A 23,662-nucleotide genomic window follows, 5' to 3' on the forward strand; every position below is an offset into this window, starting at 1 on the left:
ACACGGCTTCGGGGGCCGTGAGTTCGGCCGGTGGGCGGGAGTTACGTGTCCTTGTCGGCCCGGGCGGAGGGTGGGCCGAACTCTGCGGTGAGCGTGGTGCGCAGGGTCTCGTTCAATGCCTCGCACGGTGACTCGGGGGCTGCTGGGGGGAGTTGGTCCGCGGGGGCGACCCAGGCGGCGTGGCCGTCGGGGCGGACCAGGACGGCGGTGGCGCCGGGCAGCGCGTCGGGTGCGGTGGTGGCCGGGGTGACGCGGTCGGACCAGCCGGCGGCGGTCGCGCGCAGCGGTTCGGCGAGCGGGCCCGGGGCCAGCAGCAGCACGCCGCGGCCGGTGCGCGCGAGCAGGTCGAACAACCCGGCCGGGGCCGCGGGTACGTCGGGGACGGCGCGGCCGTCCCAGGCATGGCCCGAGGGGTGCCGTACCGGATAGCGGGTGCCCACCGCGGTGATCGTCTCGGCGAGCGGTCCGGCTGTCGCCGGCGCGGTGGCGAGTTCGGCGAGCAGGTCGCGTACGGGCGCCAACTCCTCGTCGTCCCGGCCGAGTACGGCCTGCGCGCGGGTGTCGCGGATCAACCGGGCGCCGGCGGCGTGGCGTTCGGCGTGGTACGCGTCGAGGACGCCGTCGTCGGCCAGGTCCCGGGCGGCGAGCGCGAGACGCCAGCCGAGCGCCATCGCGTCGTCGATGGCGGCGTTGACGCCGATCGCGCCGGCCGGGGGATGGATGTGCGCGGCGTCCCCGGCGAGGAACACCCGTCCGTGCCGCAGGCGTTCGGCCAGCCGGGCGGCGTCGCCGAACCGGGTGAGCCAGCGGGCCTCGGCGATCGCGGCGGGCCGGCCGAGCGCGCGGTCCACCGCCGCCTGGAAACGGGGGAGGGTGACCGGTTCGTCGCGGTCGGCGGGCGGCTCGGGGTCGGCGGTGATCAGCCGTACGTATCCGGGGCGCGGGATCGCGAAGACGGCGCCGCCCGGTCCGGTGGTCACGCCGAACGGCAGATCGGCACCGTCCGCGAGGACGACGTCGCCCAGCAGCGTGAACCGGCGCGACGGTGTGCCGGGGAACGCGATGTCCGCGAGTCGGCGCACGGCGCTGCGGCCGCCGTCGCACCCCGCGAGGAAGCGGCACCGCCAGGTCGCCGGGCCGTCCGGGGCCGTGGTCTCGACGGTCACGCCGCCGGCGTCCTGCCGAAGGCCGGTGACGCGGTGGCCGCGCAGGATCGGTACGCCGAGTTCCGTGGCCCGGGCGGTGAGCAGTTCCTCGACGCGGGTCTGCGGTATGCCCAGGACGTACGGGTGCCGGCAGTCCATCGCGCCGAGGTCGAGCCGGGCGCCGCCGACGAACACCGTCGAGGTGACGGTCGGCCCCTCGGCGAGGAAGCGGTCCACCAGGCCGCGCCGGTCGAGCAGTTCGAGGCTGCGGGCGTTGAGGTTGAAGCCCCGGCAGAAGGGCGGCGGCGCCGCGTCCCGTTCGAGTACGGTCACGGGCACTCCGGCGAGGGCCAGTTCGCAGGCCACGGTCAGCCCGGCCGGGCCGGCGCCCACGACGAGCACCGCGGTGCGCGACACCGGTCCGGTAGTGGCGGTGTTGATGGTGGTCGCGGTGTTGATGGTGGCGGTGGTGGTGGCGGTGTTGGTGGCGGTGGCGGTGGCGGCCGGTTCCGTGCCCGCCGGCGCCTGAGGGGCCTCACGCATCCGGTGCCACCTCCGGCCACTCCAGGGTGCCGTCCTCGATCTCGGCGGCGACGCGTTCGACCCAGGCGAGTTCGGCGCGGGCGATCGCCTGGGCGTACTCCGCCTCGATGACGAAGAGGCGTGGCGCACCGTGTTCTTCGCGGGCGGCGCGGTGTGCGGCCTCGCGCGTCTCGACCTGGGCGCGGAGCGCGGTGGCCCGGGCCCGCAGCGCGTCGGCGGCGCGTTCGGGGCCGAGGGCGCCGAGGTAGCTGACGGCGGACAGGAACCGGGGGAACTCCTGGACCGGTTCGCGGATCAGCTCGTCCAGCCACTCGGTGAAGTGCCCGCGGCCCTGCGGAGTGTGGCGGTAGACCGTGCGGGCCGGGCGGGCGCCGACCTGTTCGGTGCCGTCCGCCTCGATCCAGCCGTCGCGGACGAGCACGCGCACGGTGTCGTAGAGCGAGCCGGTGGTCAGTTTGAAGTACTGGTCCAACTGCCGCGCGCGCAGTTCCACCGCCATCGCGTGCGGATGCATCGGCTGCTCCAGCAGCAGCCCGAGCAGCGCCAGGGCCAGCGGGTTCGCCGGTCGTTTGGCCGTCATCGGTGCCCTCCCCGTCGTCGTCACGCGGTCCGCCCGATGCTCAGCGCGGACCCGGACGCGGTCGATGTCCATTAGTCGTATCCGATTGGTCGGAACCGACTATACGCCGAGTTCGGCTGGAGAAGTGCCTCCCCGCCCCCGGAACCCGCGGGATATCGGTGGACCGCCGCCGTACGGCTCCGCCACCCTGCGGGGATGGCCGTCTTCCATCTGGTGCAGCACGCGGAGAAGGAACGCCGCCCCGGGGACCCGGGGTTGACCGGGCGGGGACGGGCGCAGGCGGCCCGGACCGCCGGCCGGCTGCGGGAGGTCGGGCTGCGTGCGATCGTCAGCAGCCCGCTGCGGCGCGCCCGCGAGACCGCGTCCTTCCTCGCCGCCGCCACCGGTCTGGAGGTCCGGGAGGACGCCCGCCTGCGCGAGCGGATGAACTGGGACGGGGTTCAGCCGCTGGACGCCTTCCTGGCGGACTGGGCCGCCTCGGTACGGGACCGGGACCACGTGCCCGACTGCGGTGACTCCTCCCGCGCCACCGCGGCGCGGATGCGCGCGTGCCTGCTGGAACTGGCGGAACCGGCCGAGCGGGCGGAGGCGGCCGAGCCGGCGGAGGTGGCTGAACTGTCGGCGCGGGCGAGCCGTTCGAGTCCGCCGACGCCGAGCCCGGCCCGATCGCCGTCGTGACGCATGGCGGCGCCACCGTGGACCTGCTGCGTACGCTGATCGGCGACCACGCGGTGCCGGCCGCGCTGACGGACGCCGGCGTGCCCTCCTGCGCGAACACCACGATCGACGTCGTCCCTGCCGATTCCGACATCCGCGCCGCCCCCGCCTTCTCCGTCGTCGAGATCGCGTCCGTCGCGCATCTGGAGTGAGGCGGGTGGGCGGCCCTTCGGGGCGGGCGGTCAGCCGAACTGGCGGAAGTGGCTGCGGCGTCCGTCGTGGTCGAAGACGCCCATGATCTCGGCCGGGCCGCCGTGCGCGCCGAAGGCGTGCGGGACCATCGTGGAGAACTCGGCGGCCTGGCCCGACTCCACGATGATCGTGCGCTCGCCGAGCAGGAGCATCAGGGTCCCGGACAGCACGGTGAACCAGTCCCGGCCCGGGTGGACCCGCAGCGCGTCGGTGCCGCGCCGGACCGGCCGGGTGATCCGCATCTTCGCGACGGTGGTGCCGTTCGCGCCCGGCTCGCGGCTCAGCATCCAGGTGGTGACGCCGCGATCGGCGTTGTGCTGCGGCCTGATCACCACGTCGCCGTCGTCGGCGGACTCCACCAGCATGTCGATGCTGGCCCCCAACGCCCGCGCGATCGCGTCGAGTTGCTCCAGGGTGATGCGCCGGTGCCCGGTCTCGATCCGGCTCAGGCTGGACGGGCTCAGCTCGCACCGCGCCGCGAGGTCGTCGAGCGACCAGCCCAGGGACGTCCGCAGCCCCCTGATCCGCTGCCGTACGAGGATGTCGAGCCCGTGACCGTCTTGCGCCATACGCAAGAGGATATGTCGTCCCCGCAATCCGTACGTAGGGTCGGCGGCATGGCAGACCACCAGCACCCCGAAAGCCACGCGGACCAGCACCGCCACGCGGACCAGCCCCGCCACGCGGACCAGCCCCGCCACGCGGACTCGCACGCGCACGGCCACCATGCCGGCGGCGGCGGCGGTGCGGGCGGATCGGGCAGCGGGGACGGCGGGGACGGCGCGGACGACGAAGCAGCCCTCGCCGACATGCTCGACCTCGACGCCGAGGTCCTCGCCGCGTACCTGTCCGACCTCACCGCCTGGATCGCCGAACTCGCCGAACCCGCCGGCATCGCCGCATCCCCCGCGCCCCCAGGCGCCTCCGCCTCCCCGGCCACGCGCCACATCGTCGACGTGGGCAGCGGCACCGGCGCCGGCACCTTCGCGTTGCTGCGGCGGTTCGACGGCGCCGAGGTCACCGCGCTGGACCGCTCGCCGTACATGCTCGGCCGGCTGCGGGACCGGGCCCGCGAACTCGGCGTGGCCGACCGGGTCCGTACGATCGAGGCCGACCTCGACGAGAGGTGGCCGGACACGGGCCCGGCCGACCTGGTGTGGGCGTCGGCGTCCCTGCACCACATGGCCGACCCCGACCGCGCGCTCGCCGAGGCCGCGGCCCTGCTCCGCCCCGGCGGGCTGCTCGCGGCCGTCGAGCTGGCTTCCCGCTCTTCCTCCCCGACGACATCGGCCTCGGCCGGCCCGGCCTGGAAGCGCGCTGCCGCACGGCGATGGACGAGCGCCGGGCCCACGACGTGCCGCACATGGGCGACGACTGGGGCGCCCGCCTGACCGCGGCCGGCTTCACCCTCCGCGCCGAACGGCACGTCGCCATCGACCTGGCCCCTCCGCTCCCCGCCGCCACCGGCCGTTACGCCCACGCCGTGCTGGGCCGCACCCGCGACCACCTCGGGAGCGCGCTCGACGCCGACGACCTGGCCGTCCTCGCCACGCTCCTCGACGGCGACGGCCCCGACGCGCTCCTGCGCCGCGGCGACCTCACCGTCCGCACCACCCGCACGGTCTGGCTGGCGGAACGCCACTGAGCCGCCGCACGCGCGTCCCTCCGCCCTCCGCCCCCGCTCCCCCGTGTCGGTGCTGATCGCTGGGGCCGTGACCGGAAAAGTGCACCGGTTTGCGGCGCCCGGCACGGCACCTCGCCGCGTTGTCGAAGTCGTCCGAGTACGCCCGGTACGAGGACGATCCTCCGCCTTGAGGATCACCGCACCGGACACCGCGAACCAGGCAAACCCTTCCGGCCACGGCACTAAGCTCCGGCCCGGCGGGTGGTTCGGCCCGCTGGGGCGAACAGGGGGCGGGATGAACACGGGTGTGGGCGCGAGAGGCGGCTCCGGACGGGCGCGGGCCGGGGCGGACGTAGGGCGGTGCCGCGCGCTCCTGGTCGCCGGGGACCTCCCGCACGCCGCGGTCCATCTCGGCCGGGCGCTGTTCCACGACCCGGGCCTCGCATCGGCGTACACCGCGCTCGGCGAGATCGTGGTGGCCGCCGGATCGTCCGAGGCGGCGCGGGAGCTGTTCAAGGGTGACGGCACCACGGTCTTCCCGGGCAACGCGGCGGCGACTATCGCGCTGATCGCCGAGGAGGGGCGGGTGCCCGAAGCGGTGGAGCTGCTCGCTTCCGTGGTCGCCGTCCACCCCGAGCGGCCCTGGGCCGCGGCGCCCTGGTTCAGCGCGGAGCTCGGCGGCTCGCTGCCGCTTCCGGCGGTCGGCGGCGCGGTCAGCGCCGTCTGGGGGGCTGTCGAGGACCCGGCGCCGCCCGAGGTCGCGGCCGCGCTGGCCCCGTGGCTGGCGTTGGCCCGCGAGGCGGCGGCCCGGCCGGACTGCGACGCGGGCGGCCTGCGCGCCTTCTCCGCGCTGGCCAGACGGCTCGGGGCGCACCAGGAAGCGGTCACATGGTGCCTGCGGGCCGAGGAACGCGAGGTACAGGCCGACGGCCGGGCGACTCAACTCACCCTGATCCTGCTCGGCTCCGCCCACCGCGGCGCCGGGCAGCCGGAGCGTGCGATCGAGGTGTGGAAGCGGGCCGACGCGCTCGCGCCCGGCAACGCCGACATCCTGCTCGACCTCGCGGACATCACGCTCGACCAGGGTGACGTCGCGCAGTCGTTGCGCTGGGCCGAACGCGCGGTGGCGGCCGGACCCTCGGCGGCCGACCCTACGGGCGCCAAGTACCGCGCGGCGGTCCTCGCGGCCCGGTACCGAGCCGGCCGGAAGACCCGAAGGGGCGGCGACACCGCGCAGTTGACGACCCTGATCGATCTCGCCGTGGCCCATCCGGAGGTGGGCTACCTCCGCACCTGCGTGGAGCGCGCCTGCGAAGACGGCATGTGGCTGCGGATCGTCCCCCCGCCGACCGAAGCCGTGTGCAGCGCCTACGGGTACTTGACCGGGATCGAGGAGTCGCACGGCCTGGTGACCAGTGTCACGGCGACGGTGACGGCCCTCGAAGCGCCGACGCCGACAGCCCTCTGCCGTGCCCGCTTTCCCGCGCCCACGACGACACTCTCGCGCTGGCCGCAACCGGACCCGCGCCTCCCCGTCCGCACGGACTTCGGCCCGCCGCTGTGGAGTTACCGGGGCACCGAGCCCGTCGCGGCCGCGGCGCCGCCCTCTCCGGCGGCGGTCGCCCTCGTCCACCAGGTCGCCGGCGGAGTCTGGGCCGAGCCGCTGATCGCGTACGACCGCGCCGCGGCCTTCGCCGAGCTGGACTGCGCCGACCTGCTGGGCCTGCTCGCCCACATGCCGCCGCCGCGGGACCCGAACTGGAGGGAGCTCCAGCGTGAGCACCCGCTGTACTGGGAGCGGTTCGCCCAGGTGTGGGTGTGCGTCGGCATCCTGCACCACCGAGCGGAGGAGCCGTGGGCCGGCTCCACCCGCCGCACCCTGCTGCTGCGCCTGCTCTTCGGGCCCGACGACTGGACCGTCGACGCGGCGGCGTTCGCCCTGTGCGTCGCCGCCTGGCGCGATCCCGAGCAGCGCGCGGAGATCGCCGAGGCCATCGCCCGGCGCTACCAGGAGGCCGCCGCGGCGCTCGGCAAGCGGCCCACCGGACTCCACGACCCGCTCGCCGCACTGGTGTTGATCTGCCCGGGCATCGATCCCGAGGTGGCGCGCCGCGCGCGGCGGAACCTCCGGGCGGCCCCGTGGACGAGGCCCGCAAGGGCGCTGCTCGGGAAGCGGCCGCGGCGTAAGAGCGGGTAGTGCGGGAGCGAGGGCGGGTGCGGGGGGCGGAACGAGCGCGGGTGCGGGGCCGGGTGCGGGGGGCAGAGCGAGCGCGGGTGCGGGGGCGGGAGCAGGGGCGGAGCGAGCGCGGGACCGGTGGCGGTATTGAATGCATCTAATCGGAGTACGGTGGGCCCCCTCGTCCGTACCCCTCTCGGTTGCGGCGGGTATGGGGGCGTACGTCCGGCGCGAGGCTTGACGTCCGCCGGGGCCGGCCCTAGGGTCGGCGACGTGGGTTGAATAGTTTCAATCGGTCGACGCGTCGCGCGGGAGCCACGCCGTGCACCCTCCCGGGCCCGCCGCGGCCCGGCTGGCGGCGCCGGGGCCCGGGTGGGGCCGCCCTCTGGTGCGGCGGGGCCGAGTGAACTGTTTCAATGGGGAAACCTCCGACCCGTTCAGTACATTGCGGTCCGGCGGTGCGGAGAGCCCCTTTGAGGAGAACATGGTGCGAATGGTCGGGATCAAGGACGTGGCGCGGCAGGCCGGCGTGTCGGTGGGCACGGTGTCCAACGTGATCAACCGTCCCGACCTGGTCTCCGAGGAGACCAGGGACCGCGTGCAGAGCGTCATCAAGCAACTCGGCTACGTCCGCAGCGAGTCGGCCCGCCAGTTGCGGGCCGGCCAGAGCCGGATCATGGCGCTGCTCGTCCTCGACATGGGCAACCCGTTCTTCGTGGACGTCGCGCGCGGCGCGGAGTCCGCGGCCCGCGAGGCGGGGCTGGGCGTGATGCTCTGCAACAGCGGCCAGAGCGCCTCCGAGGAGGCGACGTACGTGTCCCTCTTCGCGGAGCAGCGGGTGCGCGGAGTGCTGCTCACCCCGGCCGACCCGACCGGCGCCAGCCTGGACCTGCTCCGGCAGCAGAACGTGCCGTTCGTCCTGGTGGACCGGGGCACCGGCGAGGCCGAGGGGTGCTCGGTGTCGGTCGACGACACGATCGGGGGCGCGCTGGCCGGCCGCCACCTGGTCTCCGCCGGGCACCGCACCATCGCCTACATCAGCGGGCCGCCGCACCTGCAGCAGGTCAAGGACCGCCGGGTCGGCATGCTCCAGGCCCTCGCCGAGGCCGGGCTCGGCCCCGAGGCGCTGCTGGAGATCCCCGCGCAGCGGCTCGACGTCGCCGCCGGCCGCGACGCCGCCTCCCGGCTGCTCGGCCTCGCCCAGCGCCCCACCGCGGTGTTCTGCGCCAACGACCTGCTCGCCCTCGGCGTCCTCCAGGTCGTCTACGCCGCCGGTATCGCCGTCCCGCGCGACCTGGCGATCGTCGGCTACGACGACATCGAGTTCGCCGCGGCCGCGGTCGTCCCCCTCACCTCCGTACGGCAGCCGGCCGCCGAGATGGGCCGGATGGCCGCGGAACTCCTGCTGGAGGAGACCGGACCCCGCGCCGCCCAGCACCAGCACCAACGTGCCGTCCTGCTCCCCGAGTTGGTCGTCCGCGGCTCCAGCCTGCCGGTGCGGTGACCGGAGCCGGCAACGGGTGGGCCCCGGCGCGGGGGAGCGCGTGACGGTGCCGTCGCGCCAAGGCCGCTGGGTGAAGTCGGACCCGGAGCGCGGGATCGAGGACGTGGCCCTCCTGATCCTGGAGTGGCTCGGCGAGCAGGGCGTGGGCGCCGGACTGCGCCTCGACGCCGAGCGGCTGCGGGACGGCCGGCCGGCGTGGACGTTCTTCGCGAGCGGCGGCCCGCTCCCGCACGGCATGCGCGCCGACGGTGACACGGTGGATCGCTGCCTGCGCGCCGCCGTCGAGGAGTTGAGGACGTACGGCGTGGACGTGCCCTGCTGACGCCGGGTCAGTTCGGGGTGGTGCGGGTGAAGAGGGCGGTGGGGTGCGGGGTGGTGCCGTCGGGCGCGGGGGACGTGCGGGTGCCCACGCGGCGGAAGCCGCACTTCTCGGCGACCCGCACCGACGCGACGTTCGCCTCATCGGCCTCCAGCAGGAGCCGGGTGAGGGCGAGGTCGCGGAAGGCCCAGGCGGTCACGAGGCGGACGGCGCGCGGCGCGATGCCGCGGCCGCGGTGGGCCGGGAAGACGCTGTAGGCGACCGAGGCCACATCGTCGGCGCGGAACTGGAGGTTCACGATGCCGACCGGCTCGTCCGTGACCGCGTCCGCGATCACCGACGGAGCCGCCCGCCCGCTGCGCCAGGCCGCCTCGACCCGCGCCACGCCGGTGCGCCGCGCTTCCGCGTCCATCGGGCCGTCGTCCAGCCAGCGGCGCGTCTCGGCGTCGTGGCTAGCCGCCGCGATGGCGTCCATGTCCGACTCCCGCCTGAGCCGTACGGTCACGGTGCCGTCGGTCAGCGGCGTACGCGGCGGCTCGACCGGCGTGGAACGGCCCATCGTGCGGCACTCCCTTCCGCCGCCCCGGAGGCGGCGCGCTCAGGCCCCCGGCTGCTCCGCGTCGTCCGGGGCGACCAGGACGACGTCGAGCGTACGCGGGCCGTGTACGCCTTCCACGCGGTCGAGTTCGATGTCGCTGGTGGCCGAGGGGCCGGAGATCCAGGTCAGCGGGCGGACCGGGTCGAGCCTGGGCAGCGCCTGCGGCACCGAGGCGACCACCTGTTCCGGTACCCGTACGACGCACACGTGGTGGTCCGGCACCAGCGTCAGCACGCGCCGGCCCTGGTCGGGGCTCGCGTCCAGGACGACGGTGCCGGTCTCGGCGATGGCGAGTGCGCAGCCGGTGACGACGCTGTCGATGCGGTCGAGTTCGAGGGCGGTGATGTCGTCGCCGCCGATCGTCGTCGTGACGTCCGCGGCGGCCCGCAGCCATCCGTCGGGCAGTCCGGGTGGCACCACGGCGCTGCGGCTGCCGTGTGCGGTGAGCAGTTCCGCGATCGTACGGGGCAGGTCGGCGGCGGTGCAGCGGTGGACGTGGGCGCGGTAGTCGGCGAGGTGGGTGGCGAGCAGGTCGACGAGGGCCGCGGGGTCGTCGGGGACGTGCGCGCGGGCGTAGTCGCGGGGGATGGGCGGGTCGGCGGGCGCGGCGCCCCCGGCGCCCTCGGCGGTGGAGCCGGGGCGGTCGGCGAGGGCGGCTCGGACCCGCGCGAGGATGCGGTCCCGGCTGGAAGGGGTGGCGGGGTCCGAGGAGCCCGCGGGGTCGGCGGGGTGTGCCGGGCCTGCCGGGTGTGCCGGGTGCGTCATCGGGGGGTGTCCTTGTCCTTCCGCGGGGCGCTGCCGGCACCCCGGGCCTTCTTCCAGCCGGCGCGGAACGGCTCCGCGGCCACTTCGGGCAGGTCGCGGGCGTCGCTCCAGGCCTTCGCGGGGCCGGGCAGCGGCAGCCGGGCGGGGTGCAGCCCGCGCGTGGCGGACGCGGCGCGTTCGACGGCCGACAGGGCGGCCGGATGGTCCAGCAGCCAGGTCGCCGCCCGCATCGCGGCCCGCTCGGCGCGGTGCCCCTCGCCCTGCTCGGCGACGCGTTCGCGGAGGTGGACGAGGATTTCGGGGATGTCGATGGCGACGGGGCAGACGTCGTAGCAGGCGCCGCAGAGGGTGGAGGCGTAGGGGAGGGAGGCGTCGAGGGGGGTGGTGGTGCCGCGGAGTTGGGGGGTGAGGATGGCGCCGATGGGGCCGGGGTAGGGGGAGCCGTAGGCGTGGCCGCCGGCGCGTTCGTAGACGGGGCAGACGTTGAGGCAGGCGGAGCAGCGGATGCAGCGGAGGGCTTGGCGGCCGGTGGTGTCGGCGAGGGTGTCGGTGCGGCCGTTGTCGAGGAGGATGAGGTGGAAGTTTTTGGGGCCGTCGTGGGTGGTGGTGCCGGTCCACATGGTGGTGTAGGGGTTCATGCGTTCGGCGGTGGAGGAGCGGGGGAGTGTTTGGAGGAAGACTTCGAGGTCTTGGAAGGTGGGGATGGTTTTTTCGATGCCGACGATGGAGATGAGGGTGTCGGGGAGGGTGAGGCACATGCGGCCGTTGCCTTCGGATTCGACGACGACGAGGGTGCCGGTTTCGGCGATCATGAAGTTGGCGCCGGAGATGGCGATTTTGGTGCGGAGGAATTTTTCGCGGAGGTGGAGGCGGGCGGCTTCGGCGAGGTCGGTGGGGTTGTCGGTGAGGTGGTCGGGGGCGGGGCGGCCCCAGTGGGTCATTTCGTGGTGGAAGATGTCGCGGATTTCGGTGCGGTTTTTGTGGATGGCGGGGACGAGGATGTGGGAGGGCTTGTCGTGGGCGAGTTGGACGATGAGTTCGGCGAGGTCGGTTTCGTAGGCGTGGATGCCGGCGGTGTGGAGGGCTTCGTTGAGGCCGGTTTCCTGGGTGGCCATGGATTTGACTTTGACGACTTCGGTTTCGCCGGTGGTTTGGATGATGTGGGTGGTGATGCGGTTGGCTTCGTCGGCGTCGGTGGCCCAGTGGACGGTGCCGCCGGCGTTGGTGACGGCGGTTTCGAGTTGTTGGAGGTAGTGGTCGAGGTGGTGGAGGGTGTGGTCTTTGATGGCGGCGCCGGCGGTGCGTAGTTGGGGCCAGTCGGGGAGTTCGTTGATGGCGGTGGCGCGTTTGGTGCGGATGGTGTGGGTGGCGTGGGTGAGGTTGGCGCGGAGTTGGGTGTCCTTCGTCGAGGCGTGTGCGGCTTCGGGGAAGGAGGGGAGTCCCAGGTAGGTGCCGCTCATCGGACGACTCCTGTGTCGGCTCGCCGGTAGGGGTGTTGTTCGGTGGAGGCGAGGATTTCGGCGAGGTGGAGGGTGTGGAGGGGGGCGTGGTCGCGGCGGAGGATACCGTCGAGGTGGAGGAGGCAGGAGTTGTCGGCGCCGCACAGGACGCGGGCGCCGGTGTCGAGGGCGTGGCGGACTTTGTCCTGGCCCATGGCGACGGAGACGTCGGGGTTTTTGACGGCGAAGGTGCCGCCGAAGCCGCAGCATTCCTCGGCGCCGTCCAGCTCCCTGAGTTCCAGGCCTTTGACGGCTTGGAGGAGTTTGCGGGGGCGTTCGCCGAGGCCGAGCATGCGCAGGCCGTGGCAGGAGGGGTGGTAGGTGACGGTGTGGGGGAAGTAGGCGCCCACGTCGGTCACTTCGAGCACGTCCACCAGGAACTCGGTCAACTCCAGGGTGCGGTTCTGCAAGGACGCGGCGGCGTCGGCGAGTTCGGAGCCGCGCCCCTCGGCGAGCGCTTTGGCGCCGATCCGCGGGTAGTTGTCGCGGACCATCGCCGCGCACGAGCCCGACGGGGTGACCACATAGTCGTAGCCGTCGAAGGCGCGGGCCATCCGGCGGACCAGGGGTTCGGTCTCGTGCCGGTAGCCGGTGTTGAACTGGGGCTGCCCGCAACAGGTCTGGGCGGCGGGGAAGTCCACCTCCACGCCCAACCGCTCCAGCAGCCTGACGGTGGCCCAACCGGTGCCCGGATACAGCGCGTCGTTGACGCAGGTGAGGAAGAGTGCGACCCGCATGCGGCTCCTTAGGGGTGGGCGGTGCGGTCCGGGGGCCCGGCGCGCCCCGGCGGGAGGCTCAGCCGAGGCCGATCCGGGCGCCAGCGGCGGCCCAGGCGTTCGGGTCGCCGCTGGGCCGGAACTGCCGCAGGTGCTGGGTGTCGGCCACCAGCCGGCGCATGGCGGTGCGGTCGGCGACGAGGCCGTGCGCGCGGGCCTGCACCAGGACGTTGCCGAGCGCGGTCGCCTCGGTCGGACCGGCGACGACCGGCAACCCGATGGCGTCCGCGGTGAGTTGGCACAGCAGGTCGTTGCGGCTGCCGCCGCCGACCAGGTGCACCACGTCGAGGTCACGCCCGGACAGTTCGGCCGCGGTGCGCAGCGCTGCCCGGTGCGCCAGCGCCAGGCTCTCCAGGATGCAGCGCACCATGGCGGCCTGGTCGGCGGGGGCGCGCTGCCCGGTGCGTTCGCAGTACGCGGCGATCCGGGCCGGCATGTCGCCGGGCGCCAGGAACTCCGGCGCGTCCGGGTCGACCAGCGCGGCGAACGGTGGCGCGTCCGCGGCCCGGGCCAGCAGCGGTGCGAGATCGGTCGGCAGCCCCTCGGCCGCCCAGGTGCGCAGCGTCTCCGACAGCAGCCACAGCCCCATGATGTTGCGCAGGAACCGGAACGTGCCGTCGATGCCGCGCTCGTTGGTGAAGTTGGCGGCCCGGGACGCCTCCGTGATGACCGGCTGGTCCAGTTCGAGTCCGGCCAGCGACCAGGTGCCGCAGGAGACATAGCCGAAACCGGGCCGGTCGGCCGGGATCGCGGCCACCGCGGACGCGGTGTCGTGGGAGGCGACGGTCACCACCGGGGTGCCCTCGGCCAGGCCTGTCTCCCGCGTCACCGCCGGCAGCAACTCGCCCGCGACCTCGCCCGGTTGGCGAAGCGGCGGGAAGAGCTCCGGGTCGAGGCCGAGCCGCCCGAGCAGGTCGCCCGACCAGTCGCCGGTCGCCGCGTCCAGCAGGGCGGTGGTGGACGCGTTGGTCAGCTCCGCGCCGACGGTGCCGGTCAGCCAGTGCACCAACAGGTCCGGGATGAGCAACAGCGTCCGGGCGGCGGCGAGTTGGGCGCTGCCGCGGGCGGCGGCGAGCTGGAAGACCGTGTTGAACGGCAGGTGCTGCAGTCCGGTCACCCGGTACAGCTCCTTCGCCGACACCGCGTCCCACACCCGCGGCGCCGCGTCCTGCGTCCTGCTGTCGCGGTAGTGGTGGGGGTTGCCGAGCAGCCGGCCGTCGGCGTCCAGCAGCCCGTAGTCCACCGCCCACGAGTCGACCCCCACCGACGTCACGCCGCCGGACCGCGCCGCCTCCCGCAGCCCGTCCAACACCCCCTGGTACAGGCCCAGTACGTCCCAGTGCAGGCTGCCGCCGGCCAGGACCGGGCGGTTCGGGAAGCGGTGCGCCTCGCTCAGGTCGAGGTGCGCCGGGCCGACCCGGCCGACCATGACACGGCCGCTGGTGGCGCCGAGATCGGCGGCGGCGAACGCGGACGGGGAGGTGGAGGAGGGACTGCGGGGCACGGTGGTTACCTCGGGTGCGGGGCGCGGTGCGGCTTGGCGCGGATCGTCGGTGGGGGGCGGTGCGGGTCGGCGGGAGCCGGCGGGAATCGGTGCGGCTCCCGTGGGGCTGGTGGGGCTCGGTGCGGCGGGGGCGCCGCCCGCTCGGCGCAGGAAGGCCCCCGCGGCGTTCAGCGCAGGAACGCCGCCGCGACCCCCGCGTCCACGGGGATGTGCAGGCCCGTGGTGTGCGTGAGGTCGCCGCCGGTCAGCGCGAACACCGCGTTCGCCACGTGCTCGGGCAGCACCTCCCGCTTGAGCAGGGTGCGTTGGGCGTAGAACTCGCCGAGCTTGGACTCCTCGACACCGTAGACCGCCGCGCGCTGGGCGCCCCAGCCGCCGGCGAAGATGCCGGAGCCGCGGACCACCCCGTCGGGGTTGATGCCGTTGACGCGGATTCCGTGGCCGCCCAACTCGGCTGCGAGCAGGCGCACTTGGTGGGCCTGGTCGGCCTTCGTCGCGGAGTACGCGATGTTGTTGGGGCCGGCGAAGACCGCGTTCTTCGAGGCGATGTAGACGATGTCGCCGCCCATGCCCTGCTCGGTCATCACGCGCGCGGCCTCGCGGGAGACCAGGAACGAGCCGCGGGCCATGATGCCGTGCTGGAGGTCCCAGTCCTTCGCGGTGGTCTCCAGCAGCGGCTTGGAGATCGAGATGCCCGCGTTGTTGACCACCAGGTCCACCCCGCCGAAGGCGAGCAGCGCCTGCTCGAAGGAGGACGTGATCTGCTCCTCGGAGGTCACGTCCACGGTCACCGCGACGGCCTTGTCCGGACCGCCCAACTCCTCCGCGACGGCCGCCGCGTTGGCCGCGTCGAGATCGGCGACGACCACGCAGGCCCCTTCGGCCACCAGCCGGTGCGCGATGGCCTTGCCGATGCCGGAACCGGCCCCGGTGACCAGTGCGATCCGGGTGGCCAGCGGCTTGGGCGCCGGCATCCGCCGCAGCTTGGCCTCCTCCAACTCCCAGTACTCGATGCGGAACTTCTCCGACTCCTCGATCGGCCGGTACGTCGAGACCGCCTCGGCGCCGCGCATGACGTTGATCGCGTTGACGTAGAACTCGCCCGCCACGCGCGCGGTCTGCTTGTCCTTGCCGTAGCTGAACATGCCGACGCCCGGCACCAGCACGATCGCCGGGTCCGCGCCGCGCATCGCGGGGGAGTCGGGCGCGGCGTGCCGCTCGTAGTAGGCGGCGTACTGCGTGCGGTACTCCGCGTGCAGCTCCCGCAGCCGCGCCTTGGCCCCTTCCAGGGGCGCGGTCGGCGGCAGGTCCAGCACCAGCGGGCGGACCTTGGTGCGCAGGAAGTGGTCGGGGCAGGACGTGCCGAGCGCGGCCAGCCGGGGGTGCTCGGCGCGGGAGAGGAAGTCCAGCACCTCGGGGCTGTCGGTGAAGTGGCCGACCTGCGGGCGGTCGGCGGAGGCCAGACCGCGCAGCAGCGGCGCCAGTTCGGCCGCCCGGGCCCGCCGCTCGCCGGCCGGCAGCGGTGCGAAGCCGTCCAGTGCCGGGCCGAACGGCTCGGCCTTGCCGCGCTGTTCGAGGAAGGTCTCGGCGGTGCGGATGATGTGCAGCGAGTTGCGCTCGCACTCCTCGCTGGTCGCGCCCCACGCGGTGATGCCGTGGCCGCCGAGCACGCAGCCGATCGCCTTGGGGTTGGCCTGCTTCACCGCGGCGATGTCCAGGCCGAGTTGGAAGCCGGGGCGGCGCCACGGCACCCACACCACGGTGTCGCCGAAGCACTCCTTGGTGAGCGCCTCGCCGTCGGCCGCGCAGGCCAGCGCGATACCGGAGTCGGGGTGCAGGTGGTCGACGTGGGCGGCGTCCACCAGGCCGTGCATCGCGGTGTCGATCGAGGGGGCCGCGCCGCCCTTGCCGTGCAGGCAGTAGTCGAACGCGGCGACCATCTCGTCCTCGCGCTCCACGCCCGGGTAGACCTCGGTGAGCGCGCGCAGCCGGTCCAGGCGCAGCACCGCAAGGCCCGGCTCGCGCAGCGTGCCGAGGTCGCCGCCGGAGCCCTTCACCCACATCAGCTCGGTGTCGGCGCCGGTCACCGGGTCGGGGGCGGTGCCCTTGGCGGAGGTGTTGCCGCCCGCGTAGTTGGTGTTGCGAGGGTCGGCGCCCAGCCGGTTGGAGCGGGCGAGCAGCGCCGCTGCCTCGGGGGAGAGGGTCATGACGGTCGTCTTCCTTCGGGTCCGGGTCGGGTCCGGGTCTGCCGGGTCGGGTTCCGGTGCTCGGGTGAGGTCGAGTGGGTCGGGTGGAGTCGATGACGGGACGGGCGGGCGTACGGTTCCGATTCGCGCGGGCGCCACCGGCGTGCGGCGGCCCTGACATCGGTGCCCGGCGCGCGGGTTACGCGCCCCAGCCGGCCTGCGTGCCGCCGACGCGCTCCGCGACGATCCGCTCCTGGTGGCCGGAAGCACGGTAGGCCGCCAGCGGGTCGGGGTCGAGCCCCTGCTCCTGGCGCACCTCGGCGAGCAGCGGCCGTACGTCGGTGTTGTACGCGTCCATCAGCACCGCGTTGGCGCCCAGCACGTCACCGGCGGACTGCGCGGCCCGCAGCGCGTCCAGGTCGACCAGCAGCGCCTTGGCGGTGGCCTCCTGGACGTTCATCACCGAGCGGATCACCGCGGGGATCTTGCCCTCGATGTTGTGGCACTGGTCGAGCAGGAACGCCACGCCGGTCTCCGGTGCGAAGCCGCCGTTCCTGGCGACCTCGTGCAGGATGCGGAAGAGCTGGAAGGGGTCGGCCGCGCCCGCCATCAGGTCGTCGTCCGCGTAGAAGCGGGAGTTGAAGTCGAAGCCGCCGAGCTTTCCCTGGCGCAGCAGGAACGCCACGATGAACTCGATGTTGGTGCCCGGCGCGTGGTGACCGGTGTCCACCACGACCTGCGCCCGCTCGCCCAGCGCCAGGCAGTGCGCGTACGACGTGCCCCAGTCCGGCACGTCGGTGGAGTAGAACGACGGCTCGAACAGCTTGTACTCCAGCAGCATCCGCTGCTGCTCGCCGAGTCGCGCGTACACCTCGGCGAGGGCCTCGGCCAGCCGGTCCTGGCGGGCGGTGATGTCGTCCTGGCCGGGGTAGTTGGTGCCGTCGGCGAACCACAGCTTCAGGTCGCGGGAGCCGGTCTCGTCCATGATGTCGACGCAGTGCAGCAGGTGGTCGACGGCCTTGCGGCGCACCCGCGGGTCGGGGTTGGCCACCGACCCGAGCCGGTACGCGTCGTCCTGGAAGACGTTCGCGTTCACCGCGCCGAGCCGCAGCCCGCGCTCCTTGGCGTGCCGGGCCAGCGCGTCGTAGTCGCCGACCGCGTCCCACGGGATGTGCAGGGAGACCACCGGGGCGGCCCCGGTCGCGGCGTGCACCTGGGCGGCGTCGTCCAGCTTCTCGAACGGGTCCCGGGGCACGCCCGGTTCGGCGAAGACCTTGAACCGGGTGCCGGAGTTGCCGTACCCCCAGGACGGGGTCTCGATCACCTGGGAGCTCAGTGCCGCCTTCACCGCCGACCGATCAGGCATGGACGACCCTCCGCTGACCGTTTGAAATGAATCGATTCACGCCACGAAGATAGGGGCGTCCCGGAATGCTGTCAAGGTGTACGCCGACCGATCTACGGCAGGTGGAATCGTGCCTTGGCGCTGCTGTCAGGCAGGTCCGCGGGAGGCGCGCCGGGGCGTGCTGAGGGGAGCGCGATGAATCATTTCACGCCGCGAAACGCAAGCGCGGCGCGCCGGGGACCCGTGCCTGGCGACGTTGCTCCTGCACGAGGGACTCGGGGCGCCGGAGGCTCCGGCCGGGCGGACGGCGAAGGAGGGCGGATCGGGCGGCGGGTCGGGCGCCGTTGTCGTACCGCCGCGCGCCGAGCGGGCAACGGGTCGGGCTCGCGGGGAGCGTGCCGGGTCAGGCGCTCGCGGCGTACAGGAGCGCGCGCGTCGGGGGGTGGGTGGTGCGGGAGGGGGGCCAGGTCAGGCGGAGGTGGAGGGTGGGGGCGGGCAGCGGGAGCGCGGTGAGGGTGCCCGCGGCCAGGTCGTCGGCGACCGCGAAGGACGGCAGCAGCGCCAGGCCGACACCGCGCCGGGCCCAGGCCCGCATCACGGCGACGCTGCCCGCGTGCACCCGTTCCACGCCGGGGCCGCACAGCCGGCCGGTCGCGAGCGCGAAGGAACAGGAGGAGTGGACGTTGACCAGCAGCCGCTCGCCGCGCAGGTCCGACGGGGCGAGCCGGTCGGCCCTCGCGTACCGGTGCCCGGGCGCCGCGACCAGCACCAGCGGCACCGGCTCCAGGTCCAGGAACTCCAACTCCGCGCCGGCCGGGGGCGCGAACCCGAGGCCGCCGAGCGAGTCGCCGGCGTCCAGCACCAGGGCCGCGTCCAACTCCCCGGCGGCGACCGACGCCAGCAGCGCGGACCGGTCGGCCTGCGAGGTGACCTCCACGTCCAGATCCGGCCTGCGCGCGCCGAGCCGCTGCAGAATCCCCGGCACGATCGCGGCGGCGATCGACTCCAGCGCGCCGAGGCGTACCGCCGTACGCTCCCGGCCCGCGTCGACCACCTCGCGGCGGGCCTGCTCGGCCTGTTCCAGCAGCCGCCGGCTCCACACCAGCAGCCGCTCACCGGCTGCCGTGACCCGCATGCCGCGCGGCCGCCGATCGAACAGCTCGACCCCGAGCGCCACTTCCAGGGTGCGCACCGCCTGCGACACCGACGACGGCGCGAGGCCGAGCCGTACGGCGGCGTCCGTCACGCTTCCGGTCCCCGCGACGGCCTCGAAGGTGCGCAACTGCCGCAGGTCCAGTGGGGGCGCGGCCGCGGGCTGAGCGGGAACCGGGGTGCCGCCGGCGCCCGCCGACCGGTCGGCGCCTGCCGCGCCCACGGCCGGTCCTGCGCCCGTGCCCGTGCCCGTTCGCGCCGCGCCCACCCGTGTCCGCATCCCCGCCGTGCCCGCCGTGCCCGCCGTGCCCGCCCTGCCCGCGGCAGCGCTTCGCTTCTCCATGTGCCTCATCCTCGCATTCGGTTCCGCCGAACGGAGCGTGCGGAGCCGGCGGTGGAGCGGGAAGGGGGCGGGGCGGGAGGGTGCGGGGCATGTCGCACACGCTTCCGTCCCCTGCCCCGTCACGTATGCCAACTGCCGCCCCGCGTACGGGAACCGCGCTGCTCGGTATCGCCCTCGGGTACTTCATGGTGCTGCTCGACACGACGGTGCTGTCCGTCGCCGAGCCCGACCTGGCGCGGTCGCTGGGCAGTTCGACGGCCGGGCTGCAATGGGTGGTGACCGGTTACACCGTCGCGTTCGGCGCGCTGCTGCTGTCGGCGGGGGCGGTCAGCGACCGGTACGGGGCGCACCGGGTCTTCCGCGCGGGCGTCGCGGTGTTCGGCGCGGGATCGCTGCTCAGCGCGTGCGCGCCGGGGCTGTGGACGCTGGTGGGGCTCCGGGCGGTGCTCGGGGTGGCCGCGGCGGCGTGCGTGCCCAGCTCGATGGCGATGATCAGCCGGCTCTACCCGGACCCGGCGCGGCGGGCCCGCGCGGTGGCGGTGTGGGCGGCGGTGAGCGGAGCGGCGCTGGCGGCGGGTCCGATCGCGGGCGGGCTGCTGGTCGCGCTCGCGGGCTGGCGGGCGGTGTTCCTGGTGAACGTGCCGCTGACCGCGCTGGTGCTCACCCTGGTCGCAGGTCGCGCGGTGCGCTGCCCGCGCGGGGAGCGCGAGGTCGACTGGGGCGGGCAGTTCGCGGCGTGCGCGGCGCTCGGGCTCCTCACGGACGCGCTGATCGCGTTCGGCGCGCACGCGGTCGTCCACGGTGCCTGCTCGGCCGCCGGGGCGGTCGTCGCGGGCGCGCTGTTCGTACGGCGGGAACAGCGGGAGTGGCGGGGGCAGCGGAGGCCGCGGGAACGGCCGGAACGCACGGACGGGCGGGAGCGGCGCGGCGTGTCGCCGGTGCTGGTGCCCGCGGTGCTGCGGGCACCCGGGATGACCGGCATGCTCGTGGCGGGCGCGGCCGTCGGGTTCGCGCTCACCGCCGTGTTGTTCGTGCTGCCGCTGCTCCTCCAGTCCACCCGGGGGTACGGCGTGGTGGCCGCGGGGGTGGCCTTCCTGCCGCTGACGCTGCCGACCGCGGTGAACCCGCTGCTGGTGACCGGGCGGCTGGTGGCCCGGTTCGGGCCGCGGGGGCCGGTGCTGGGCGGGCTGGCGCTGCTCGCGGCGGCCGGCGGCGTGATGGCGGGCGCGGCGAGCAGCGGGGCGCCGTATCCGGTGCTCGCGGTGGGGCTGTTCGCGGCCGGGTGCGGGGTGTCCCTGGCGCTTCCCGCGCTGACCACCGCGGTGATCACCCTCGCTCCGGCCGGATCGGCGGGTGCGGCCGGCGGTCTGCTCAACGCGGTCCGGCAGCTCGGGGCGACGTTCGGGGTGGCCGTGCTGGGCTCCTTCGTCGCGGTGCACCCCTCCGCCCGCGGTGCCGGCTGGGGCCTGCTGCTGCCCGGGGTGGTCTGCGCCCTGGCGGCGGTGCTGCCCGTCGTGCTCCGCGCGGCCGGCGCGCGTCGGGCCGGGCGGAGCGGTCGCTCAGGGGCGTAGCCCGCGGCGGTTTCCGGTCCGGGCCCGGCCGTACCGGTCGTACCCGGGCGGGCCGGGTGCCGGACGTGGCCGCCGCACCACCCGGAGGTGTGTGCGGCGGCCACCAGCCGGAGGAACCCCGGCGGCTGCCCGGCTGGTTACCGCCCGACCGGGTTGAGGTAGGTGGCCGGGCGGGTGGCGCCGTCCTGCTTGAGGATCTGGCCGCCGAACGGCCACTTCAGGGTGAAGTGCTTCGTCTCGTTGGGCGGGGTGACCAGGAACTTCGCCGGGACGAACTTCTCCTTCGTCGGCCTGGACTTGGCGACCGGGGCCAGGGTGATGCTGAAGTCCGTCGTGTCCCCGTGCTTCAGGGTGATCTTCACGGGCTTCTGGGAGGAGCGCCGCAGCGACCAGGTGCCGTCGGTCTTCTGCGCGCCGACCATGTCGACACCGGCGAAGCCGGACACGGTGCAGGTGCGCTTGCTCGTGTTGGTGAACCAGATGTACGCCTGCGTCTGCTTCTTGGTCTGGTTCATCTCCGGCCTCGCGTCACCCCCCGTGGCGAAGCCCGCCTTCAGGTCGGCGGTGTGGCAACGGGTCGGCTTGGCCTTGGCGGTGGAGGTGGCGGCCGAGGCCGGGATGGCGGCAGCGGCGGTGCCGGCGATGACGACGGCCGCGACGGCCACGGCGGTCAGCTTGCTCTTCATGAAGTGCTGGTTTCCCCTCGATGGTGATCCGGCGCGCTGGTCAAGTTCGCGCCTACGCACCTGAAGACGGGCGAACCCGGGGGAAGGTTCGGTATACGGACGACCTTTTTCCGACAAACAGCTGTTCCCGGGTGACCACGTACGAGAACCGCCGTACGGCGGCAGGTGGTGCGCTGCTCATCGGCTCGGCCGCGCCGGCCCGGAGCGCGCCGGCCCGGAGCGCGCCGGCCCGGAGCGCGCCAGGGAACGCACTACGCGCCGTCGTTGCCGTCGTCGCGGTCGCCGTCGCGCAGGGAACGGACCATGCCCCGCAGTATCCGGAACGCGTCCGACTGCTCCGTCTCGGACATGCCGGCCAGCATTCTGACCTCGACGGACCGCACCGCCACGGTCGCCTTCTCCAGGCTCCGCCGGCCGCGCGGCGTGAGCCGGGTGGGAAGGACCTTCCCGACGGGTGCCTGCGCGGGCCTGGTCACGTAGCCGTCTCGTTCCAGGTTCTGGAGCAGCACGTTCATCGACTGACGCGTCACGAACGCGCCCCGCGCGAGCTCGGAGTTCGACAGGCCCGGCCGCTGGGAGAGCAGTTCGAGGCAGGAGTAGTGCGTCACGTTCATCCCGAGGGGCCGCAGCACCTCCTCCATGGCTGCGCGCAGGGCGCTCGAAGCCTCCTTCAGCAGGTAGCCCAGTGATCTGTCCAGGTCGACGCCGGCACCGTTTTGACTCATGTCAGCATTCTGACATACAGTGGTCTGTGTCAGAATACTGACACGAAGCGAAGGAGCATCACCATGCCCGCCACCGGCCCTGACTTCATCTCCCTCCAGGTGCGCGACCTCGACGCTTCGCAGGCGTTCTACGAGCGGTACCTCGGCCTCGTCCGCTCCCAGGCCGGGCCTCCGCACGCCGTCGTCTTCGAGACGAAGCCGATCGCGTTCGCACTCCGCGACATCGTTCCCGGCACCGATCTCGCATCCGTCGCCCAGCCCGGCATCGGTGCCGCGATCTGGCTGCACGCCACCGACGTCCAGGCCATCCACGATGCTCTCGTCGCCGACGGTCACGCCATCGTCTCCGCGCCGATCGACGGCCCCTTCGGCCGGACCTTCACCTTCGCCGACCCCGACGGCTACCAGGTCACCCTCCACGACCGCGCCTGACGCCCCTCGGCGGTCGGCGGCGGTCACCTGTCCGCGCGGTCGCGAGCCGACGCCCTACGCTGTCCCGCATGGCTACGGACAGCCCTCCCGGCGAGGCCGCTTCATCCCCTCACCTCGTCCTGTGGGACATCGACCGCACGCTCGTCACCATCGGCGGCGGGGTGAGCCGCGCAGCCTACGAACGCGCCTTCCGGCAGGTGACCGGAAAGCCGCTCGGTGAGCTGCCGGACATGTCCGGCCGAACCGACCGGGCGATCCTGAAGGAGACGCTTCGCCTGAACGGCGTCGAGCAGACCGAAACCCTCTTCGGCGAGTTCTACGCCGCCCTGGCGACGGCCACTCGACGCCTCACCGACCGCATGCGCGACGCCGGTACGGTCCTGCCGGGGGCGCGGGAGGCCATCGCGTCGTGCAGCGCACGGCACACCGTCCAATCAGCCGTCACCGGCAACATACGTCCCGTCGCCATGGCCAAGCTCGGCGCGCTGGGCCTCGGTGACGGCATCGACTTCGCGGTGGGCGGCTACGGCGACGACAGCAGCGACCGGGCGGACCTGGTGCGCCAAGCCCGCAAGCGGGCCTCCGAGAAGTACGGTCACGGCTTCGCCGGCCGGTTGACCGTGGTCATCGGTGACACGCCCCACGACGTCCGCGGCGCACTGGACGCCGGCGCGCTGGCCGTGGCGGTCGCGACCGGCAAGTACACCACCGAGGAACTACGCCGGGCCGGAGCCGACATCGTCCTGACCGACCTCCGTGATTTCGCGAGCCGTTGCGGTCCAGCGCTCGGCTGGTAATCGCCCGGGCACCCCGGCGGCGGGCGGCGCGGGTTCACACCCTTGCGGCGTCGGCTGCGTGGGGCGGCGCGGAATTCCTCGTCCGAATTTCGGCCCATGCGGAGGCGCACCGAATTCACGATAACGCGATGCCGTTGTTCACCGTCTCGGTATCGACTGCTCCACGGGCGTTTTCGCCCTCCCGTGGGCACCGCTCCGCAGGTGGTTGCGGTTGTCTTGATTCTTCGGGAAACCACCCGCGGCCACCGCACGGTGTCAACGGTGTCAACGGGCACCTGGCGTGGTGACGGTGAATCAACTCCGTGTTAAAGTCCGGAAGTAATGCGTATGACTTGTTCTGCCGGTGGGCGGTATGCCGTCGGTGGTGAAGTGGCACGTCCATGGGTGGGAGATATATGGGCCGGTCGGCGCGCACCAGAAAATGTGGAATGTCGGATTTCGGCGTGTGCCGTGCGGCTCCGTCCTCGGACCGTTTCCTCACCG

General features: G+C 73.8%; 21 protein-coding genes and 1 pseudogene. 9 read left to right on the forward strand and 13 right to left on the reverse strand.

What is annotated here, in order from left to right; all coding sequences use genetic code 11:
• Positions 1-41 precede the first annotated feature (41 nt).
• Entirely contained in the window at positions 42-1,688 is a 1,647-nt protein-coding gene (locus OG896_RS36105) for an FAD-dependent monooxygenase (protein WP_329372175.1), read from the reverse strand.
• Complete coding sequence (locus OG896_RS36110) at positions 1,681-2,268, reverse strand: PadR family transcriptional regulator (protein ID WP_329372177.1); 588 nt, start codon at positions 2,266-2,268, stop codon at positions 1,681-1,683. Before OG896_RS36110 ends, OG896_RS36105 begins: the two co-directional genes overlap by 8 nt.
• 195 nt (positions 2,269-2,463) lie before the next feature.
• On the opposite strand from OG896_RS36110, the gene OG896_RS36115 reads away from it, so the two are divergent.
• Together OG896_RS36115 and OG896_RS36120 are read left to right on the forward strand one after the other, a co-directional pair.
• Entirely contained in the window at positions 2,464-2,946 is a 483-nt protein-coding gene (locus tag OG896_RS36115; protein ID WP_329372179.1) for a histidine phosphatase family protein, read from the forward strand.
• A complete protein-coding gene (locus OG896_RS36120) occupies positions 2,943-3,137 on the forward strand; it encodes a hypothetical protein (protein ID WP_329372181.1) in 195 nt (64 codons plus the stop codon). The genes OG896_RS36115 and OG896_RS36120 overlap by 4 nt, the downstream gene beginning before the upstream one ends.
• A gap of 30 nt (positions 3,138-3,167) precedes the next feature.
• Here the strand turns inward: OG896_RS36120 and OG896_RS36125 are convergent, their stop codons facing one another.
• On the reverse strand, positions 3,168-3,746 hold the full coding sequence (locus tag OG896_RS36125) for a helix-turn-helix domain-containing protein (RefSeq protein ID WP_329372183.1): 579 nt from the start codon (positions 3,744-3,746) through the stop codon (positions 3,168-3,170).
• A 48-nt stretch (positions 3,747-3,794) separates the two neighbouring features.
• On the opposite strand from OG896_RS36125, the pseudogene OG896_RS36130 reads away from it, so the two are divergent.
• From OG896_RS36130 to OG896_RS36150, 4 genes and pseudogenes are all read left to right on the forward strand, one after another.
• A pseudogene (locus OG896_RS36130) lies at positions 3,795-4,822 on the forward strand (class I SAM-dependent methyltransferase).
• Positions 4,823-5,096: 274 nt separating this feature from the next.
• Entirely contained in the window at positions 5,097-6,998 is a 1,902-nt protein-coding gene (locus OG896_RS36140; protein ID WP_329372188.1) for a tetratricopeptide repeat protein, read from the forward strand.
• Between the two features lie 463 nt (positions 6,999-7,461).
• Entirely contained in the window at positions 7,462-8,481 is a 1,020-nt protein-coding gene (locus OG896_RS36145; protein WP_328460872.1) for a LacI family DNA-binding transcriptional regulator, read from the forward strand.
• Between the two features lie 40 nt (positions 8,482-8,521).
• Positions 8,522-8,803 (forward strand): hypothetical protein, encoded by a 282-nt coding sequence (locus OG896_RS36150; RefSeq protein ID WP_329372191.1) that lies wholly within the window; start codon positions 8,522-8,524, stop codon positions 8,801-8,803.
• Positions 8,804-8,810: 7 nt separating this feature from the next.
• Here the strand turns inward: OG896_RS36150 and OG896_RS36155 are convergent, their stop codons facing one another.
• The 8 genes from OG896_RS36155 to OG896_RS36190 form a co-directional block, all read right to left on the reverse strand.
• A complete protein-coding gene (locus OG896_RS36155) occupies positions 8,811-9,359 on the reverse strand; it encodes a GNAT family N-acetyltransferase (RefSeq protein ID WP_329372193.1) in 549 nt (182 codons plus the stop codon).
• A 39-nt stretch (positions 9,360-9,398) separates the two neighbouring features.
• Positions 9,399-10,163 (reverse strand): LutC/YkgG family protein, encoded by a 765-nt coding sequence (locus OG896_RS36160; protein WP_329372195.1) that lies wholly within the window; start codon positions 10,161-10,163, stop codon positions 9,399-9,401.
• A complete protein-coding gene (locus OG896_RS36165; protein WP_329372197.1) occupies positions 10,160-11,623 on the reverse strand; it encodes a LutB/LldF family L-lactate oxidation iron-sulfur protein in 1,464 nt (487 codons plus the stop codon). Before OG896_RS36165 ends, OG896_RS36160 begins: the two co-directional genes overlap by 4 nt.
• On the reverse strand, positions 11,620-12,399 hold the full coding sequence (locus OG896_RS36170; RefSeq protein ID WP_329372198.1) for a (Fe-S)-binding protein: 780 nt from the start codon (positions 12,397-12,399) through the stop codon (positions 11,620-11,622). The genes OG896_RS36165 and OG896_RS36170 overlap by 4 nt, the downstream gene beginning before the upstream one ends.
• Before the next feature lie 58 nt (positions 12,400-12,457).
• Positions 12,458-13,867: a rhamnulokinase gene (locus OG896_RS36175; protein WP_329374491.1), complete on the reverse strand. Its 1,410-nt coding sequence runs from the start codon at positions 13,865-13,867 to the stop codon at positions 12,458-12,460.
• 242 nt (positions 13,868-14,109) lie between these two features.
• Positions 14,110-16,149, reverse strand: a complete 2,040-nt coding sequence (locus OG896_RS36180; RefSeq protein WP_329372199.1) for a bifunctional aldolase/short-chain dehydrogenase — start codon at positions 16,147-16,149, stop codon at positions 14,110-14,112.
• Positions 16,150-16,327: 178 nt separating this feature from the next.
• Positions 16,328-17,494, reverse strand: a complete 1,167-nt coding sequence (gene rhaI, locus OG896_RS36185) for an L-rhamnose isomerase (RefSeq protein ID WP_329372201.1) — start codon at positions 17,492-17,494, stop codon at positions 16,328-16,330.
• A gap of 382 nt (positions 17,495-17,876) precedes the next feature.
• Positions 17,877-18,968: a LysR family transcriptional regulator gene (locus OG896_RS36190; RefSeq protein ID WP_329372203.1), complete on the reverse strand. Its 1,092-nt coding sequence runs from the start codon at positions 18,966-18,968 to the stop codon at positions 17,877-17,879.
• 125 nt (positions 18,969-19,093) lie between these two features.
• On the opposite strand from OG896_RS36190, the gene OG896_RS36195 reads away from it, so the two are divergent.
• Complete coding sequence (locus OG896_RS36195; RefSeq protein WP_329372205.1) at positions 19,094-20,539, forward strand: MFS transporter; 1,446 nt, start codon at positions 19,094-19,096, stop codon at positions 20,537-20,539.
• A 137-nt stretch (positions 20,540-20,676) separates the two neighbouring features.
• Here the strand turns inward: OG896_RS36195 and OG896_RS36200 are convergent, their stop codons facing one another.
• Both OG896_RS36200 and OG896_RS36205 read right to left on the reverse strand, forming a co-directional pair.
• A complete protein-coding gene (locus tag OG896_RS36200; protein WP_329372207.1) occupies positions 20,677-21,225 on the reverse strand; it encodes a DUF4232 domain-containing protein in 549 nt (182 codons plus the stop codon).
• A 251-nt stretch (positions 21,226-21,476) separates the two neighbouring features.
• A complete protein-coding gene (locus OG896_RS36205; protein ID WP_329372209.1) occupies positions 21,477-21,950 on the reverse strand; it encodes a MarR family winged helix-turn-helix transcriptional regulator in 474 nt (157 codons plus the stop codon).
• Between the two features lie 63 nt (positions 21,951-22,013).
• On the opposite strand from OG896_RS36205, the gene OG896_RS36210 reads away from it, so the two are divergent.
• The gene (locus tag OG896_RS36210; protein ID WP_329372210.1) at positions 22,014-22,382 is read left to right on the forward strand and encodes a VOC family protein; all 369 of its coding nucleotides are present in this window, start codon (positions 22,014-22,016) and stop codon (positions 22,380-22,382) included.
• Positions 22,383-22,450: 68 nt separating this feature from the next.
• Positions 22,451-23,179: an HAD family hydrolase gene (locus OG896_RS36215; RefSeq protein WP_329372212.1), complete on the forward strand. Its 729-nt coding sequence runs from the start codon at positions 22,451-22,453 to the stop codon at positions 23,177-23,179.
• Positions 23,180-23,662 lie beyond the last annotated feature (483 nt).

This window comes from Streptomyces sp. NBC_00669 (assembly GCF_036226785.1).
Classification (GTDB): domain Bacteria; phylum Actinomycetota; class Actinomycetes; order Streptomycetales; family Streptomycetaceae; genus Actinacidiphila.